This window comes from Lactococcus muris (genome assembly GCF_042849115.1).
Lineage (GTDB): Bacteria > Bacillota > Bacilli > Lactobacillales > Streptococcaceae > Lactococcus > Lactococcus muris.
In genome coordinates this window covers 50,549-66,355 of record NZ_BAAFQO010000006.1, presented here as the reverse complement: position 1 = coordinate 66,355, position 15,807 = coordinate 50,549, and the positions used below count along the sequence as shown (strand labels likewise).

General features: G+C 36.5%; 14 protein-coding genes. All 14 read right to left on the bottom strand.

The genetic code is table 11. The annotated features are described in order from the left end of the window. Position 1: 1 nt before the first annotated feature. Positions 2–3,226, bottom strand: coding sequence for a type I restriction-modification system endonuclease (hsdR, locus tag ACGHCK_RS04965; RefSeq protein ID WP_271328178.1), 3,225 nt, complete (start codon positions 3,224–3,226; stop codon positions 2–4). Further along, positions 3,227–3,445: a helix-turn-helix domain-containing protein gene (locus ACGHCK_RS04960; protein WP_251421844.1), complete on the bottom strand. Its 219-nt coding sequence runs from the start codon at positions 3,443–3,445 to the stop codon at positions 3,227–3,229. Between the two features lie 335 nt (positions 3,446–3,780). Next, a complete protein-coding gene (locus ACGHCK_RS04955; RefSeq protein WP_251421841.1) occupies positions 3,781–4,071 on the bottom strand; it encodes a hypothetical protein in 291 nt (96 codons plus the stop codon). Next, entirely contained in the window at positions 4,071–4,385 is a 315-nt protein-coding gene (locus ACGHCK_RS04950) for a hypothetical protein (protein WP_251421838.1), read from the bottom strand. The genes ACGHCK_RS04955 and ACGHCK_RS04950 overlap by 1 nt, the downstream gene beginning before the upstream one ends. 807 nt (positions 4,386–5,192) lie before the next feature. Then, positions 5,193–5,828: a hypothetical protein gene (locus ACGHCK_RS04945; RefSeq protein ID WP_394304496.1), complete on the bottom strand. Its 636-nt coding sequence runs from the start codon at positions 5,826–5,828 to the stop codon at positions 5,193–5,195. Continuing rightward, positions 5,788–6,642 carry a hypothetical protein gene (locus tag ACGHCK_RS04940; RefSeq protein WP_271328177.1) on the bottom strand — a complete coding sequence of 285 codons (855 nt, stop codon included), beginning with the start codon at positions 6,640–6,642 and terminating at the stop codon, positions 5,788–5,790. Before ACGHCK_RS04940 ends, ACGHCK_RS04945 begins: the two co-directional genes overlap by 41 nt. 23 nt (positions 6,643–6,665) lie before the next feature. Continuing rightward, complete coding sequence (locus tag ACGHCK_RS04935) at positions 6,666–7,889, bottom strand: phage tail tip lysozyme (RefSeq protein WP_251421829.1); 1,224 nt, start codon at positions 7,887–7,889, stop codon at positions 6,666–6,668. Continuing rightward, complete coding sequence (locus ACGHCK_RS04930) at positions 7,889–9,820, bottom strand: virulence factor (protein WP_251421826.1); 1,932 nt, start codon at positions 9,818–9,820, stop codon at positions 7,889–7,891. The genes ACGHCK_RS04935 and ACGHCK_RS04930 overlap by 1 nt, the downstream gene beginning before the upstream one ends. Positions 9,821–9,881: 61 nt before the next feature. Next, positions 9,882–10,493 carry a hypothetical protein gene (locus ACGHCK_RS04925; RefSeq protein WP_251421823.1) on the bottom strand — a complete coding sequence of 204 codons (612 nt, stop codon included), beginning with the start codon at positions 10,491–10,493 and terminating at the stop codon, positions 9,882–9,884. Then, positions 10,480–10,842 carry a hypothetical protein gene (locus tag ACGHCK_RS04920; protein ID WP_251421820.1) on the bottom strand — a complete coding sequence of 121 codons (363 nt, stop codon included), beginning with the start codon at positions 10,840–10,842 and terminating at the stop codon, positions 10,480–10,482. The genes ACGHCK_RS04925 and ACGHCK_RS04920 overlap by 14 nt, the downstream gene beginning before the upstream one ends. Before the next feature lie 153 nt (positions 10,843–10,995). Continuing rightward, a complete protein-coding gene (locus tag ACGHCK_RS04915) occupies positions 10,996–13,257 on the bottom strand; it encodes an N-6 DNA methylase (protein ID WP_271328176.1) in 2,262 nt (753 codons plus the stop codon). Between the two features lie 187 nt (positions 13,258–13,444). Then, positions 13,445–14,850 (bottom strand): IS3 family transposase gene (locus ACGHCK_RS04910; RefSeq protein WP_394304495.1). Its coding sequence is split into 2 segments (ribosomal slippage): positions 13,445–14,361 and positions 14,361–14,850, totalling 1,407 coding nucleotides; the frame shifts between segments, so codons are not numbered across the junction. 34 nt (positions 14,851–14,884) lie between these two features. Then, positions 14,885–15,061 carry an adenine methyltransferase gene (locus tag ACGHCK_RS04905; protein WP_394304494.1) on the bottom strand — a complete coding sequence of 59 codons (177 nt, stop codon included), beginning with the start codon at positions 15,059–15,061 and terminating at the stop codon, positions 14,885–14,887. Positions 15,062–15,247: 186 nt separating this feature from the next. Beyond that, complete coding sequence (locus ACGHCK_RS04900; RefSeq protein ID WP_251422687.1) at positions 15,248–15,646, bottom strand: Spx/MgsR family RNA polymerase-binding regulatory protein; 399 nt, start codon at positions 15,644–15,646, stop codon at positions 15,248–15,250. Positions 15,647–15,807: the final 161 nt, after the last annotated feature.

Genomic DNA, 15,807 nt, shown 5'->3' with positions numbered 1-15,807 from the left:
CTTATGCTGCGTAGAGTTCCTCGTTAAGCACTTGAACAATATTGTCTACATTAGCACCAATTTGTTTCAAAACAAACTTATACCCCCCTTGCCGCTTCCAAACTTCTGTTTCATCAAAATATTGTTTAGCCGTTGGAGCGAGCACTGGAGTTTCCAGCAGTTGTTTTTCAATTCTTTGGAGCCATTTCAATTGTTTAAGATTCCAAGATTCCATCCCATAGACTTTTTGCATAGCACGTTTGATGCGGGTTTCATGATCCACGAGAGTTGTTCCAAGTGCTGCCTGCCGGATAAAGCTAATAATATCTGCTGCAATATACTCTTTCTTCTCTTGTCTCCAAGCTTCTCGAAGTGACGTTTCATCAAATTTCTTTTCCTTCAGCCGTAATTGTACTTCCCTCAAATCTTGATAGGTTAGATCTTTTGGACGCTTTACGACAACTTGAAGGGCTGGGATATGATTAATATTATCTCGAATAAATTTGTTAAATTCGTTCAAGTAATCTGCTGGCTTGACGTTCCCCTCACCGTATCCCCTTGATATATCAATCAAAGTATCTTCGTGGGCGGATATTACCATCGGATCTTTGAAGGTGTACCATGAAGCAACTCGATGGATATTTTCTGTTTGCGATTCTAATTCACTTTTGTTCATCGTTTTAATACTTTGAATCCACATGTCCAAGTCAGTAGTTTTATTCAGCGTAGCAATCTCATCTTCATCCTTTTTGCTAATTCTCTGCTTTTTCCGCTGTAGCTTAGCAATCAGCTCGGCCTTGAAAAAACCAAACTCTTCATCATCTTCGGCTTGCAAAGTTTTTTCAAGGACTTCTTGAATTGACTGTTTCGGATTTGAAACGACAGGTTTCATGTCTGTAATGTTTTGCAAATAATCATAAAGATGTACGGCATCAAAAATCCTAAATGCTTCTTTTTCAATTTTACGGCAAAGACGTGTTGCACGTCCTAACATTTGGTCATATAAGATACGCGAACGCACTCGGCGCATAAAGACAAGATTTTCAATTTCCGGCACATCGATACCCGTTGTAAGTAAGTCAACCGTAACAACGATATTTGGATATTTTTCGTTCTTGAAACACTTGATTTTTTTATCAGGGTGGCGAATATAGCCAGTAATCTTCTCAATTGCGTCATCGTCAACTACTGTACCCTCTTCTGCATATGCTTCTTTCAAGAGCCGTACAATCAAATCTGCATGTTGATCGTTAGCCGCAAATATTAAGGTTTTCCCTGGTTCATTAGGGTCAATGTAGCCTGTCAATCCTTCTAACACTGCTTTATTGAAATTTTCTGTGATGACCTTCTTATTGAATTGTTCAATATCAAAATCTAACTCGTCGTCCAAGTGAGCTTTATCAATGCTTTTAGTCTCATCATTCCAAATGTCAACATCCGTATCTGCTTCAAACTTAATCCCATATTTTGACAGATGAGTTTCGAATTTAATTGGCGGTTCATGGTCAACAAGATAACCGTCAACAACAGCATCTGTATATGAGTAAGTGTAAATTGGTGCACCAAATATTTCAATTGTGTGAAGCGCAGGTGTCGCTGTCAATCCAACAACAGTTGCATCAAAATAATCAATTACCCGACGATACTGACTCACATAATCTTTTTCATTTTGATAAAACAACTCATCATCAGTCATTTCACGGTCTTCAGTATAGCCCCGGTGTGCCTCATCAACAATGATGAAATCATAAGTTCCGACAGATGGAATCTCAGTAACATCATCTTTGAAAAATAAACGTCTTACCATCCCCTGTACCGTTGCAATTTGAATCTTAGTAGCCTGCTCTGGAAGGATGTCTCCAGCTTCCTTCACATCATAAATATCAGAAAAAGAGAGATTATCAATCTTAGTATCCTTCAATGCATCTGATACCTGAATGCCTAAGCTTCTTCTATCAACTAAAAACAAGATACGTCTGACACGTTTCGTTTTAAGTAGTCTATACATCAAAGATAATGCAAGCCTTGTTTTCCCAGTTCCGGTTGCCATAGCCAATAACATACGGCGCTTGTTCTCTTCTAAAACTCTTTCAACAGCTTTTACAGCCTCTATCTGATAGGCACGATTCGCAAATTCTGGATATGGTTCTTCTTTTAATTCCTTTTCTGCTCTCGCTTCATTGACAACCAACTTTTGCAACAAATCATCAGGACTATGCCAGCTCTCTAAAGCAAACGATGTTTTCTCAGGAGTTCGAGCATCCCAGAACCAAATACCGGATTGCTCAGCTAATTGTTTCAAGTAAGGCCTTCCATTTGAAGAATACAGGAATGGTGCCTTATAACCATTGGCGGTTTCCTCAAAAGTGTATTCAGTGGATTTTTGTGTTTCTTTAGAATACTCTTTCGCTTGAACCAAATCACCAGCAACAGTTTTTCCATATTTTTTAGCTTCAATGATACCAACGAGCTGCAAGCCAACAAACATTGCATAGTCTGCACGACCTTCCGCCGTAGGAAACTCAGCGATAGCTTTATTTTTATTCTTCTCTGGACGTGCACCTTTCCGCCAATCCAAGTTTTCAGTATCAGCTTCCCATCCAGCATTTCGTAGTTGCTCATCAATAAACATGATACGTGTTTGTTTCTCATCAAGTGTTGCATTATGAAGAAACTTCTTAGACCTTGCACGTCGATCTGTTTTGATTTCTTGTTCTGAATGTGAAGATGGTTGTGAAGCCATCTTTTCCAATTGTTCCTGAAAAGTCTTTTTCTCAGATTCAGCCAGTTCAACCTGAACTCTTAATTTTGTCAGCTCATCTGCTGTGGCCTTATCAATATCTTTAGGATCTTCGAAAGTCGTGGCAGCAAAGTCAAGTGGGCCATACACTTCCATAAACCAATTTGACAAGTAATGAGCGTAACGAAGCATGGTCATAGCTTCAGTAGTATTTCCATAATTATTATGAGCAGCCTTATTACCAATTTTTCTGATAGTATGCAAAACCGTCGCAATCTCAGTATCTAAGACACCTTTACGTTCAAGCTCACGTAACTTGTCAAATTGATTATCTAAATTACATGGTGTCAATCGTTCAAGCGAGAATAGAGCCTCCGTCAGTTGCTCAGCAAAAAGACGGATTTTAATGAGCGAAACATTTGGGTCGCGGTATACGTTCTGTTCGGCTTGCTTGCCTAGTTTTGCGAATAAAGGCCACTGTGCTGATAGCATATCAAAGTTACTCATTTAACTCACTCTCCTTCCCTTGTAATCAATCGAACTCGCATCACCTGTATCAACATTCAAGATTACACAAATCTTCACCAATGAATCAATTGAAATGGGTTCATTCTTCCCCATCTTGACGATGATGTTGCTACTAACCCTTGCAGCATCCTTCAACTCTGTTTTTGTCATGTTCAAATCAATTGGCAATTTCCTCAGTTTATTGTAAGTAATGGGCATCTAATCACCTCTCATAACTTCTGATAGTTCGTTTATCCAGAAGATAAAGTTCATATTTATTGTATCATGTTTTATCAAGATAATCTCTTAAACATCAAGAGTGCTTAATATATTATAGTTTTTTCACAAATAAAAAAGACCTCCTAAAGAATCTTCAAAACTAACTCATCTGCCTTCAATACTCATTATTTCTTTCTTACTACTCCTTCAAAAATTATTGAGTTTACTCCAAGTTTACTAACTCAATCAATATAACAATAAAAAGAGCCCTTTTGGTGCTGTGCTCTTTTTTATTGTTATATTCTCTTTAACCACTTTCAAACTTTCCAATAAACTCACTCTGATAGTACTTTATATTTTTTTTTAAATTTCTTGTAAGTCATATATTCTAAGTTAAGTAGTTCTAAACGAGTTTTTCCATCATAAACAAGGACATCTCCTACCTCTAAGGGAACTCCCCCCCCTCTAAGAAGAACTTGACCATAGCTCAGTTTTTTTTCATTTATCCATTGCATAAGACCGAGATAGAATAAACGATTTATCCAATAAGGGCGTTCATGTTCATGACTAACAATCCAAAACTCGACTTCTTTACTATTACTTTTTTTTATCGCTTTATTTTTCATTACATGTTACACGAATTAGGCGTGCCTCCTGTACCATAAGGACCACAATTTGTATGTTTAGGCGGTCTATATTTTCCATTTATTTGTTCAAAAGTAGGTGATTTAGCAAAACTGCCACCTAAACTTTGTAGAGCCCATGCCAATCCTCCGTATCTAAAGCTTACTTTCGTCTCATTTTTTTCAACGATACTAGAAGTATCCGCAACTTCGTCTGCGAAAACTTTTGTTGTAGGTACTGATAGACTGCTCAAAGTAGTAAATAATAGAAAGATAGATAAAACAATAAATTTATACTTTTTTTGAATAAGCTTCATGATACTCCTCCTTTTCGGCTTATATAATAGGTATACCACTAACTTAATTATAACAAACACAACAGGCAATATCAACATTTTTAACCATTATACCAATTTAATAAAAAACTATATTAACTTGATAACAACATTGCCATGTCCACAAAATACATTAAAAATCTACAATCCAAATTTGATGAAGAAAATCAATTTGTGTGCTTGAAGTAACTCAAAAAATCCCAACAAATGTTGAGATTTAGAATAAACATTCGTTATAACGTATTGTTATAACATATTTTATATATTATCAAACAGTATAAATAGAATTTCTAGCTATTTTATAAAATAAAAAATACACTTTATTATAATTTTCACCTGAATATACTCATCATGCTCCATGTAAGACTATTTGTTATAGCCAATTTGTGCTTTGGTTGAATGTTCTGATTCATAAATTCTGCTTCATATTTCGAAAATTTATAACCTTGTTCTTGAAGTTTTAGTCCCCATTCCCAAATATACTCCTTCGCTTCATCCACACTAAACCTTTTATCGTCTATTCTCATGATTGAGTTGTTTATGACCATTTGTAACTGTTCTGAAACAACCCCATTGTTAAGAAAATCCCTTACTTCTTGTTTAAATACTTTTTTCTCAAATTATCCTCCTTACTCAAAACTGTAAATTAAAATCACATTCCAAAATCATTCACGCATGATTTTATCTTATCCATGTAGATCCCTTCGCTTTTTATTATAACAAAAAACACACTGGCAAAGCGTGTGTTATAAACAAAGAAATATTTGTACTTTTTCCATTATTATGCCATTATTTTCCTACCTTTCCAAGTTCTGTCATACCTGTAATTTTCTTTCCCTTTGTATCATAGGTCACTTGAAAAATATAATGGGGCACATTCGATTTTAAATCTCCAGCACTTGCGGTATAGTCACAATCAACAAATGCTGTAATCGACGTTCCCGTCTGCGGTTGAGCATAAACTTGTAGGCTGTTTAAGTGACTTTGAATCATTCCATAATCTGAACTTGACTTATCCGCAGATAATGGAAAAAGTTTTTGTGCAACTTCTGAAGCCACCAAAGTTGCGACCTCTTTTTGTCTCTCTTCATTGGTGGTTTGACTTTGATTATAATTATAATAGATCTTAAAAAGAGAGTAAGCAGTTGTTTGTAAGTCTATGAGTTGCTGCTGAGTTTTACCATCTTGGGATTGCTTCAAAGTCTTCTCTGCATTCGCAAGCTCCTCTTTCAAGCTAGAAATCTCTTTTTTATTATCTTCTATAATCTGTTGTGTGACTGCTCCACGAGGATTATCTTTGTTCCCACCCATAAGAACAAAAGCTATGAGAAGCATGACGATAATTCCACAAGCAAAACCTAGCCCTAAAATAATACTTTTTTGTTTAATCTCCATTTGCCTGACCCTTTCTACCTTCATTTTCAATCGTTTTTTCACCGTCTTGACTAAAAGGATAATCCGAGAAATCCAATGCTTTAGGTTCTTCTGAAGGAATATCCGCTTCCACCCAATAGACAGCTTGTGCTTCTGGATAAAGTATTCGCACCATTTCAATTCTCGAATACTTGAATTTAAAGCGAATGATTTTGAGAGTGGAACTTTCAAAACCTGTCTGAAACGTCTTTCCTTCATTCAAAGTATTACAAGCAGTTTGTCTGTTTCTTGTCTCAACTCCATACCAACGAATCATAGGAATCCACTTCTCAAAGATATTGAGCTGATCAAGCTTTCTGAAAATCATAGACTGTATAATTTGACGAACCGCAAAGAAAGAAAAACCAAGTAAGAGAGCGACGAGATTTATTTGAAAAGATTGTGAAACATCTCCAACAATACCCTCTACGCTTTCAGTTTTTAAGCCCATCAAACTAAAACTGAGACTCCAAATGATAAAATTATGCTTCATAAAACGCCAAGTATTTTCCATAATATCCAGACCTTTGAATAAAGCGTAACTGAACCGAAAAACAACAATGAAGAAAAAAATAACGAAAATGCTTGATAAAGCTTGTTCCCGTCCTTCCACAGTCTGTAATCCTGGCCAAGCTTTCTGAATGAAGAATAAACCCACAAAACTTCTAAAGGCAAAAAGGATACTTCCCCAAAAGCTCAAAGTCATCATGATTTTTAAAACATTTAGGAGCTGAATTTGCCAGAATTGTCTGTTTTTCACCATTTGCTTAAATTTAAGCTTTTCAAGTAATAAGCAGTCTTGAATTTCTTTTTTCCCTTCTTTCAAAAACTTCCTCATATTTAAACCCTCTACTTTCCTCTTGGATAAACGTAAGTCAATGTTTTGGCTTCTTTTGCAGAAATTGTGCCATAAGTTTCTTCTGTTTGAGTTGCTGTTGCACGATCAAAACCAGTTTGACCCGCCACAACATTACACTCTGAGATAATCAAAGAGCCATCTGGATTCACATATTCGACAAAAGCGACGTGACCTGGATCTGAATTTCCACGGTAGGGGTCTTTCCCCGCCACAAAATTGACAGCGCTATGCGGTTTGGGTTTTCCTACTTCAACTGTCAAACCAGGTGTACTGTGTCCCCAAACACCGCCATTTCCCATTCCTGTCACTCCCCAGCCTATTTCTTTAGTACGAAATATGACATACCATACACACTGGTGCCCATAGGGTGCATTGACTTCATCATCTGGATAAGAAGTGAAATTGGCTCGCTTACCAATAGCTCTTTTTACTTCAGGGCTCAGTTGCTTGTAGTACGTTCCCATAGGAATGGTACCCTTTACTTGTTCTCCTGTTCCAGCTCCTGCATCACATCCACTATTCGCTTCTTGATAGGTATTGTACGTATTATTCTTTGCACCATCATTGACCGCCTCTTTGATACTTGATGGAATGTTTTTTCCATCAAAGGTCGTGTACCACTTGAGTGCATTGGCTTTAATTTCAGCTTCTTTAGTCTGTCCATCAGAGAGTGATATACCCTCATAGAGCACTGACCAGTCAAGAGCAGCTTGTTGCGGATCAGTCGCCTTTCCTACAATAATTCTTGTTGAATTTTTAGAGCCGTTTAACTCATAATCCAACAGCTTAAACTGATTAGCTGGTGTTAAAGTAGATAAATCCCCCGATTTAATGGAGCCTTCTGAGGTGATTCTATTCCCATTGATAGTATTTCCCCAGCCCGACCACTGAAACCAGCCTGCAACTCCTCCGCTTGGATTAATCGCTTGTGGATCCAATCCAGACTCTCTCTCGGCAACCGCAACTGCTCCTGCACCACCTGCCCCCGAAAAGCCATTGCTTTTCGTCAAATGATCAAAAAGAGCTTTACCATGATGATTCGTCCTATCTTTATCATTTGAAGGATTGGCACTTTCATTTTGGACATCCCTACAACTCTGTGCCGAAGCTACAGCCTCCCCTGCTCCTAAAGAGACTGTCATCATCAGAAGTCCACCAAAAGAACCTCCAATCAATAGGAAAAGAATCGCAAAACCAGCGAACCATTTTTTCATCAGTGCCATCCTCCATATTCTGCTAAATCTGATGTTTCATAATCTTGTGAAAAAATAATGCTTTGTCTGCCTGCAATATTCAAATAAAGTTGACCTTGTTCCAAAGTTGTAATAGCATCTAATTCATAGGGACTGATTTCTTCTTGCAAAATATCTGCCAATAATTGTTTGTCTGCACTCGATGTTTGAGCGAAAACACGATAATTCATCATTCCAAAAATAGCTTTCATAGATGACTGATAGCGTTCCGCCTTAAAACCAGATCCCCCAGAATTCAAAATTGTTTGAAAACTTCCTGCTTGGACAATAATCCCTGCATAGTTTTGAGACAAGGCATCAATCATCTGAAGTGTCAGTTCACTTGAGGAGGGCGTACGTGGATTGAGCATCTTACCAATATCTGTGATATTAACAATGTAATGTTCCACTTCAGACTCTGATAGACGAGGATTGTTTCTTAAACGCTCTCTCTGTATTTTTCCATTTCGAATAACATCATAAGAAATCAGTGCCATGACTGAAAAAAGTTGGACATTGAGATAATCAGGTGTTCCAGTTAAACCTGATAAATCAAAGGTGACCAAATGTTCTTCTGATAAGTCCGTAAAGTTTGTCGTTCCTTCAAAAACATCAGGTTTCGTATTCAATAGCTTCACAAAAGTAGATAAGATGCGCCGATAAGAACGCTCCATTTCAGCTGTTTTAGCTAAAACAAGTTGCCCTTCAACGTATCCTACAAAATCTTTAAGTGTCGGATATTCACTTGCAGGTACTTTTGTTGCTTTTAACTCATTCAAGTGTAGAGTGGGGTTCCGATACCACAAAGGATTATTTTCTGAAGGATATTGACAATAAAAGGCCGTCGCTAAATCCTCAAAAATATCACAATCATCCGCAGTTGCATCGGGTTTGAGTACCTCAAACATGTTTTTCAATTTTGCAATGTGAAGACCAAAGGATTTGATTTCATCTGTTTCCCCTTTTTCATTGGTTGCGCCTTGAAAGACTTGGAAAATATTGATTTTATTTCGACTTCCTGCCATATCTATTAAGAGACCTAGATTGTTTTCTGTGTAATTATTAAGAAAAGGAGACTGATCCAAGTTGATATTTCGAATATAATGATTTTGAGCAAAATTGTCATCAATCAAAGCAATTGAAAATGTGCCTTGCCCCATATTAGGCGTTCCAGAAATCAACATAAAAGGACGTGTACGAAACTCATTTTTCAAGAGCCAGTCCAATTGAATAACGCCATCTGTTTTCGTTTTACCGAAATAGCTCCCCGTCTTATCCTCTAATTTTGTATGATCTAAAAAATATCCGCCTGCTAAATCTCGACTTTTAATAGGACGGTGACTCGGCGTATTTAATAACTCATAATGCGAGTCAGGACTTGTAAAGAGTGCTTCTTGTTCAAAGTACAGTTCATCCAACATGACTGTACTTTTGAATTGACTCGCTTCATCTCTAATTTTTTTGACACGTGTCATCAATTTTTCTTCTGTTAAATCATAGACAGCTAATCGAATAGAAATACCTTTCATTTTCTCGTGCTTACGTGTCATATCATCAATCAACTCTAACAAATCCCCAACTTCTTGAGCTTCACGGTTATTGTCTGTTGTCTTGGCATTGATGTCAATTCGACTCTCTTTTTCATTGATTGATTTCTCAGCTTTTTCTTCAACTTTTTTACTATCCAAAGACTCTATAGCTAAAAAAGAAACCACGTGATCTTGTTGGAGAAGTTCTTTCAACCACATCCTCCCCAAACCTTCTCTGGGATAATCATAAATGCGCAGGTAAGTCACACACCCATCACCATACTGAACGTAGTGTGAGAAGTATTTAGAACCTCCTTGTGGCTGAACACGCATTAAAAAATCAATGTCATAGCCTTTTTTCTCGTATTTTTTCAAATGTACCATTCTATTTCCTTTCCTTGCATAAATTCTTGTGTCTATCCATACACAAAAATTTACACAACTTTTATAGTTTTGTATTCAAGTTATTGAGCTGAAACAGTACCAGCTCTTTTTCTTTAGGGTTGAGCATAGAAAGATGAAAGCGATAGGAACGTGCTAAACTGACAAGTTGCTTGCTTTTTTTATGTAATTCCCGAGGAGTCTCTGCATAAAGAAATAACAAATATTCAATATTACTTAAACGCTCTTCCAACTCCTTTTGTTTTTCAATTTTTGCTCGAATCATATTCTTTTTTATTTCCAATTGTAAGTGTCCACGTTCACTTGTAGGTTTTAAAGAAGTAAGATTTCGAAGTTTTCGACGTAAATGCGCCACTTGAGAAGCCGTAGAAACAGGAAGTTTTGTCGTTTCAATGGTGAAGTGTTCATTTGTTTTAGATAAAAAAGTATAAAAATAAGATAAAATCATCCGTTGTTCTTCATAGCTGACACTGGATGCACCTGTCCCTTCAATCCGAAACATCTGAAGCACACTGTCATCCACTAAAACCAATTCAGCCTCCTTGGTCTTATTCAATCGCTTATAAAACGTGTGTTCTAAAAAACTTGCCAGATTTCCCCTTTTTTCTTTTTGAACAGCCTTATCTTCTTTTTGTGATAATTTAGAAATTGGCATCGATCTCTATTTCCTTTCCTTGTGCTTTCTTCTTCAGTGGCTTGAACTGCCTTTTGATTCGACTTGTCTTAGTACGCAAAAAGAGCAATAAGACCATATAATTACGCTTCCCACCATTGGTATGCATGATAAGAAAAATAACAATGATTGCGGTGAGCACATCAAAAATAAGCATGTTCAGCCATTGACTCACAGGAAAAAAACGATTCAGCCACCAGGCAAAGCCTCCACCTATAGCCATAAAGCCAAAATCTAAACCATAAAAGATTCCCATCTTAAACTTTGCAAAAATGTCCCGTGGGACACCATAATTATCGCTCCCTTGATACATTAAATTACCTACTTTCATTTTGTTTTTCTTGATTTTAACTTGGATTCAAAATTCTTGCTTTACGCCCCCACTTCACTTCCAAAAAAGTGCAAAAAAAAAAAAAGATGAAGTCAAATTTGACTTCATCTATTAGTTTTAAACTCCCCAAACACATGTAATCCTATAAAAGACTTACATAAAATTTCTAAGATTTATTTTCAAATCCCTCTCAGCTCGTTGCACTTGTTTCTTTAATTCATCATATTTAACAATATATTCGTTAACAAAAGCATTCTGCTCTTCAATAGGGAAATATTCTACAAAATATTCATTCAAGTGGCCAGGATTGATTGTTAGTTTTGAAGTACCATCCGCAAGATCAGCAACAACTTTTTTTCTAATGGCTTCAAAATACCAATTATAAAATTTCATGTTGATTGGATATTTATCGTAGTTCTTTGGTGTCAACACCAAACATAAATTACTTGCGATAAACTTTCCATTTACATACTGGCTTTTCCCTAATGATCCACTTGCTGATACGGCATAAACTAACGCTTCCTCATCATGTGTGTATGACGAATACTTTTTCCACTCATCCGAAGCCGTAATAAAATCATATTCCCCATCGTCCATTTCATTGGTTGAAGCAAGTTCTCCCTTTGTTGATGAAAATAGCTCTTTGAATTTTACTAACTTGTGGTGACTACCGTCCTCATTTTGGTAGCCTGCTGCATTTAGAACACCTTCTTTATAAATTTTTTTCTTTTCCGAAATACCTTGTATTTCCTTAGAATTGTTAATTGAATCTACAATTTGATTTTCTATGTCATTCCATCGATTGTTTTTGTCAATTCGTCCTTTGTGTTGGACGCTAACTAATCCATCATCCTCAAGATTATAGAACAAGACTTCATCTGTTGGATTATGTGGAGTTTTTGTGAATCCAAAAATTGAAGTATTAACGGTCCTCCCTTGTTCTCTAAAAATAGATAGAGGCATCTTTATTACATAATCAAGCCGTGCTTTTTCTAGCAACAGGTCGGTTAAGCCTGTCGTCCCATCTTTTCCTTGATTTTTTGTTAACGTTGGACTTGGCATAATAATAATGAGCTTCCCATTATTTTCAAGATAATCAATAGCCTGTAATGTGAATTTGATTGGATTTTTATTCTCATAAGGTGGATTGATGATACACTTTGTGGGTTTCTTTTCTCTAATATACTCAAGTAATACATCATCCTTATTGTTCATAATTGTATTATCACTCACGTTTAAAAGACTATTCCTAAACAGCATATTTGAACGACCATCTCCATGTAGGAACATATTTGAACATGCTAACGAAAATAATACAGGATCAATCTCAAATCCTATTAACTGGCGATTTCGTATTTCTTCAAGCTTATCTTCATCATCTTTAGCAAGATTATATAGTGTTTCCATAGCCTCCATTAGAAAGCCACCCGAGCCAGTACAAGTATCAATTACGACATCATTGACGTTTAATCGAGCTAACTTGACCATTAACTCTTTTATATGGTCAGGAGTTAAAATGATATTTTTATTTTCAATCTTCCCTGCACGAGAAAGAAAAATCTTATAAGCTTTTCCTAATATATCCTGCTTTTCTTCGTATTGATAAGGGATAAAGATTTTATTGTGGATTTGAGATATTAGTTGCTTATAAGTCAACAATGGCAAGTCGATATTTTTTATAAATGAAAACTGGTCACGCCAACTAAACTCTTTTGACAAATTATTGACTTTTAATCCCAGTTGAGTATCAACTGCTTGAAGGATTGACTTGTTCATATAATGGGCATTTAATATTGTAACTGAAGTTGTTGCTATCTCTTGATCAGTTGGTTCTTGAATGTTCAGGTAGATGCTCCGAAAATTTGTATTAGTCAATGCAATCATAATACCTGAAAAAAACAAACTTCGGTAGGTATCTTTTATTCCACCATCATGGAATTTTTCATTGATAGACTTCAAAATGCTAACAAGCTGCTCATCTGAGATAGTTTCTCCCGAAACACGCTTACTTAATGCTTTTCCAATATTTTCAAGTGTGAGCAGCTTATCTTTTATATTGAACTTCTCTATTTCATCAGAATCCGTTTTCTTGAAAAAATAGGTTACCTTTATTTGACTTAATTCTCGTCCCGATACTGCAATCCCAACCATATTTTTCTTAATGTTGTTTGTCGTCATATAGAACTTAACTTCTTCTTCAGCTCTAGAATGTAAGAGTGGTTTTGCTTCAACAATTATTGCAAAGTCAGGTAAATCAAGAAAAAAATCTGGGTAACCTGCAAATGATGTCCCATTCTTTGATTTGAAACCATAAGACTTATCAATTGCGGACTTTTCAATGAAAGTATCAGGACCATAAAACGAACGAAAAATATTTTCAGTAATAGTTTCGCTAGATTGCACTTTCTTTCCCACTTATGCCACCACCTTTTGGTTGATAGCTACAAAAAGAACCATAGCTTCATCTACTAAAATGTTGCTACGGCTCTTTTTTAGGGCACTATAAAAAAAGGTATCACCTACCTGTGCTGTGCTGTGCTGTGTAGTGACCCCTAAAAGTTAGACTTTTGAATGAGATAGAAATATCTCATTTTTTTGTATTTTATTTTTGATAAGCAAGCCGAAATTGAGCAGGTGCTAACCAATTCAATTTCTTCTTAATTCGTTTGGTGTTGTAGTATTGAATCCACTTCGTAATAGCGGTGTTCAGTTCTTGATAAGAGTGAAAGACCTTTCCATAGTAGATTTCCTGCTTCAAAAGGCCAAAGAAGTTCTCCATAACAGAGTTATCAAGACAATTTCCCTTGCGACTCATCGACTGGAAAATTCGATGTTCATTGAGCGTGTGAACATAGCTTTTGGTCTGGTAAGCCCAGCCTTGATCAGAGTGAAAAGTTCGGCGATAAGGGCAGTCAGAAGTCACTTCAAGTGCCTGCGTGAGCGCACTTGAAATCGCATGATAAGTTGGCTGCTTAGAGACTTCAAAGCTCACAATTTCGTTGTTAAACAAGTCCAAGAAAGGATTAAGATAAGCCTTCTTCTGAACGCCCTTATCGTAATATTTAAACTCTGTCGTATCTGTCGTTATTTTCTGGTGAGGAATACGGGTATGAAAGCGTCTATTCAACTTATTTTTAGCAGTCTTGCCCACTTTTCCCTTGTAAGAATTGTACTTGCGGGATTTGCGCCCAAAAGAAGTCACACGTAGTCCCAGTTTTTTCATCAAGCGTTGTACTTTCTTATGGTTGACATGAAAGCCTTTGTCTTTAAGCAACTGTACCATTGGACGATAACCTGCATTCTTATGTTCCTTGCGAATTTCCAGCATAGCTTGCTCAATGTCTTCGTCCTTATTGGGACGTTCGAAGCGTTTAAGCCAATAGAAATAAGTACTCCGAGCTAGTCTAGCAACTCTGAGGAGGAGTTCAAGAGGGAACTGGAATTGTCTTTGGAGGCTTTGAACAAGTCGGGATTTTCCCGAATTTGTTGTTCCATTCGAAGTCTCCTCAAGCCTTTTAAATACTCTAACTCAGCACGTAGGTAAAGATTCTCTTCTTGAGCTTCCGCGAGTTGTCTCTCAAGCTCTGAGTGCTCCTCTTTTGATTTCTTAGTCTTCTTAGATTTAGGCTTTGACAATTCATTCTCTTTTCTAGGTCTTCCACGAGGCTTTGAAATAAAAGCAAATTCCCTCTCTTGACGGTACTCTTTAACCCAACGAACAATCACTGTACAATTACTCATGTTTAATTGTTTGGCAACTTCGCGATAAGACATTTCACTTGTTAAGTATAAGTTTACCGCATTGCGTTTAAAATTGGAATCATAAACAGTATTGTGAGGGTTGCGTTTTAACCCCTCTTCTCCAAATTTTTTATAAGCATTAACCCATCTAAGAGCTACTTCATGGTTAGACAGTCCATATTTATCTCTTAGAAATGTATAGCCTCCCACTCCTGAGAGATAATCATTCACAACCTTAAGTTTGAATTCAAAAGAATACTTTTTCATAAGAAAAGACCTCCAAAAGTTAGATTTTTCTAGTCTAACTTCTGGGGGTCATATCACTGTGCTGTGCTGTGCTGTGCTGTGCTGTGCTGTGCTGTGCTGTGCTGTGCTGTGCTGTGCTGTGCTGTGCTGTGCTGTGCTGTGCTGTCTGATTATAGAGCATGGCTTTTTCCTCGTCAAGTATATTGTACACATTAAGTAACACAATATACATATTATATAATGTTATTGTAATCTTTTTCTTACCAAATTCAAAGTGATATCATAAAAATGATGGTGTGGAGAATAGTTACCAATAAAGCCCTCAAACAAAAAAGCACTTAACCCTTGCATTCTTGTACAGAGGATTAAGTGCTTGTTTCATTTTTGAGACTTTTGCCCCAATTTCTTTTTTCAGAGCCTAGCCCGTTCGAACTTCTTGACTTGCCAAGTCGACAATTTTCTTACTTGGTTTCTTTAAAAATTTTTGCATTTCCCCTTCATCAAAACCTATTTGAAGATGCTTTTCATCCAGCATAAGCGGCACTTTTAGTAACGTAGCATTTTCTTCTATCAGTTCCATAAAGTCTTCTAATCCCAGACCATTAGGGTCGATATCCAAACGCGTGAATGCCCTTGTCTCTGTAGAAATAATCTCTTCTATACCATTTTCAGTTAGGGAAACGATTTGTAAGATTTCTTCAGTGGAAACCAACTCTGTCAAAATGTCAATTTCCACAAATTTTATTCTATGTGCATACAACCAACTCTCCGCTTTCTTTGTCTCCTGGTTAGAAGATACAGTATAAATCTTGAGCATAACAACCTCCTTTCTGTTAAAATTTAAAACTAGACTCTTTGCTACTTTTATTATCCTATTTTATGAAAACGAATACAAACAAAATGCTTTTCATATAAGCCTGAGTCAAATAACTCAAGGCATTCCAATAAAAATCACTGTTTTTATTAACATCACCGATG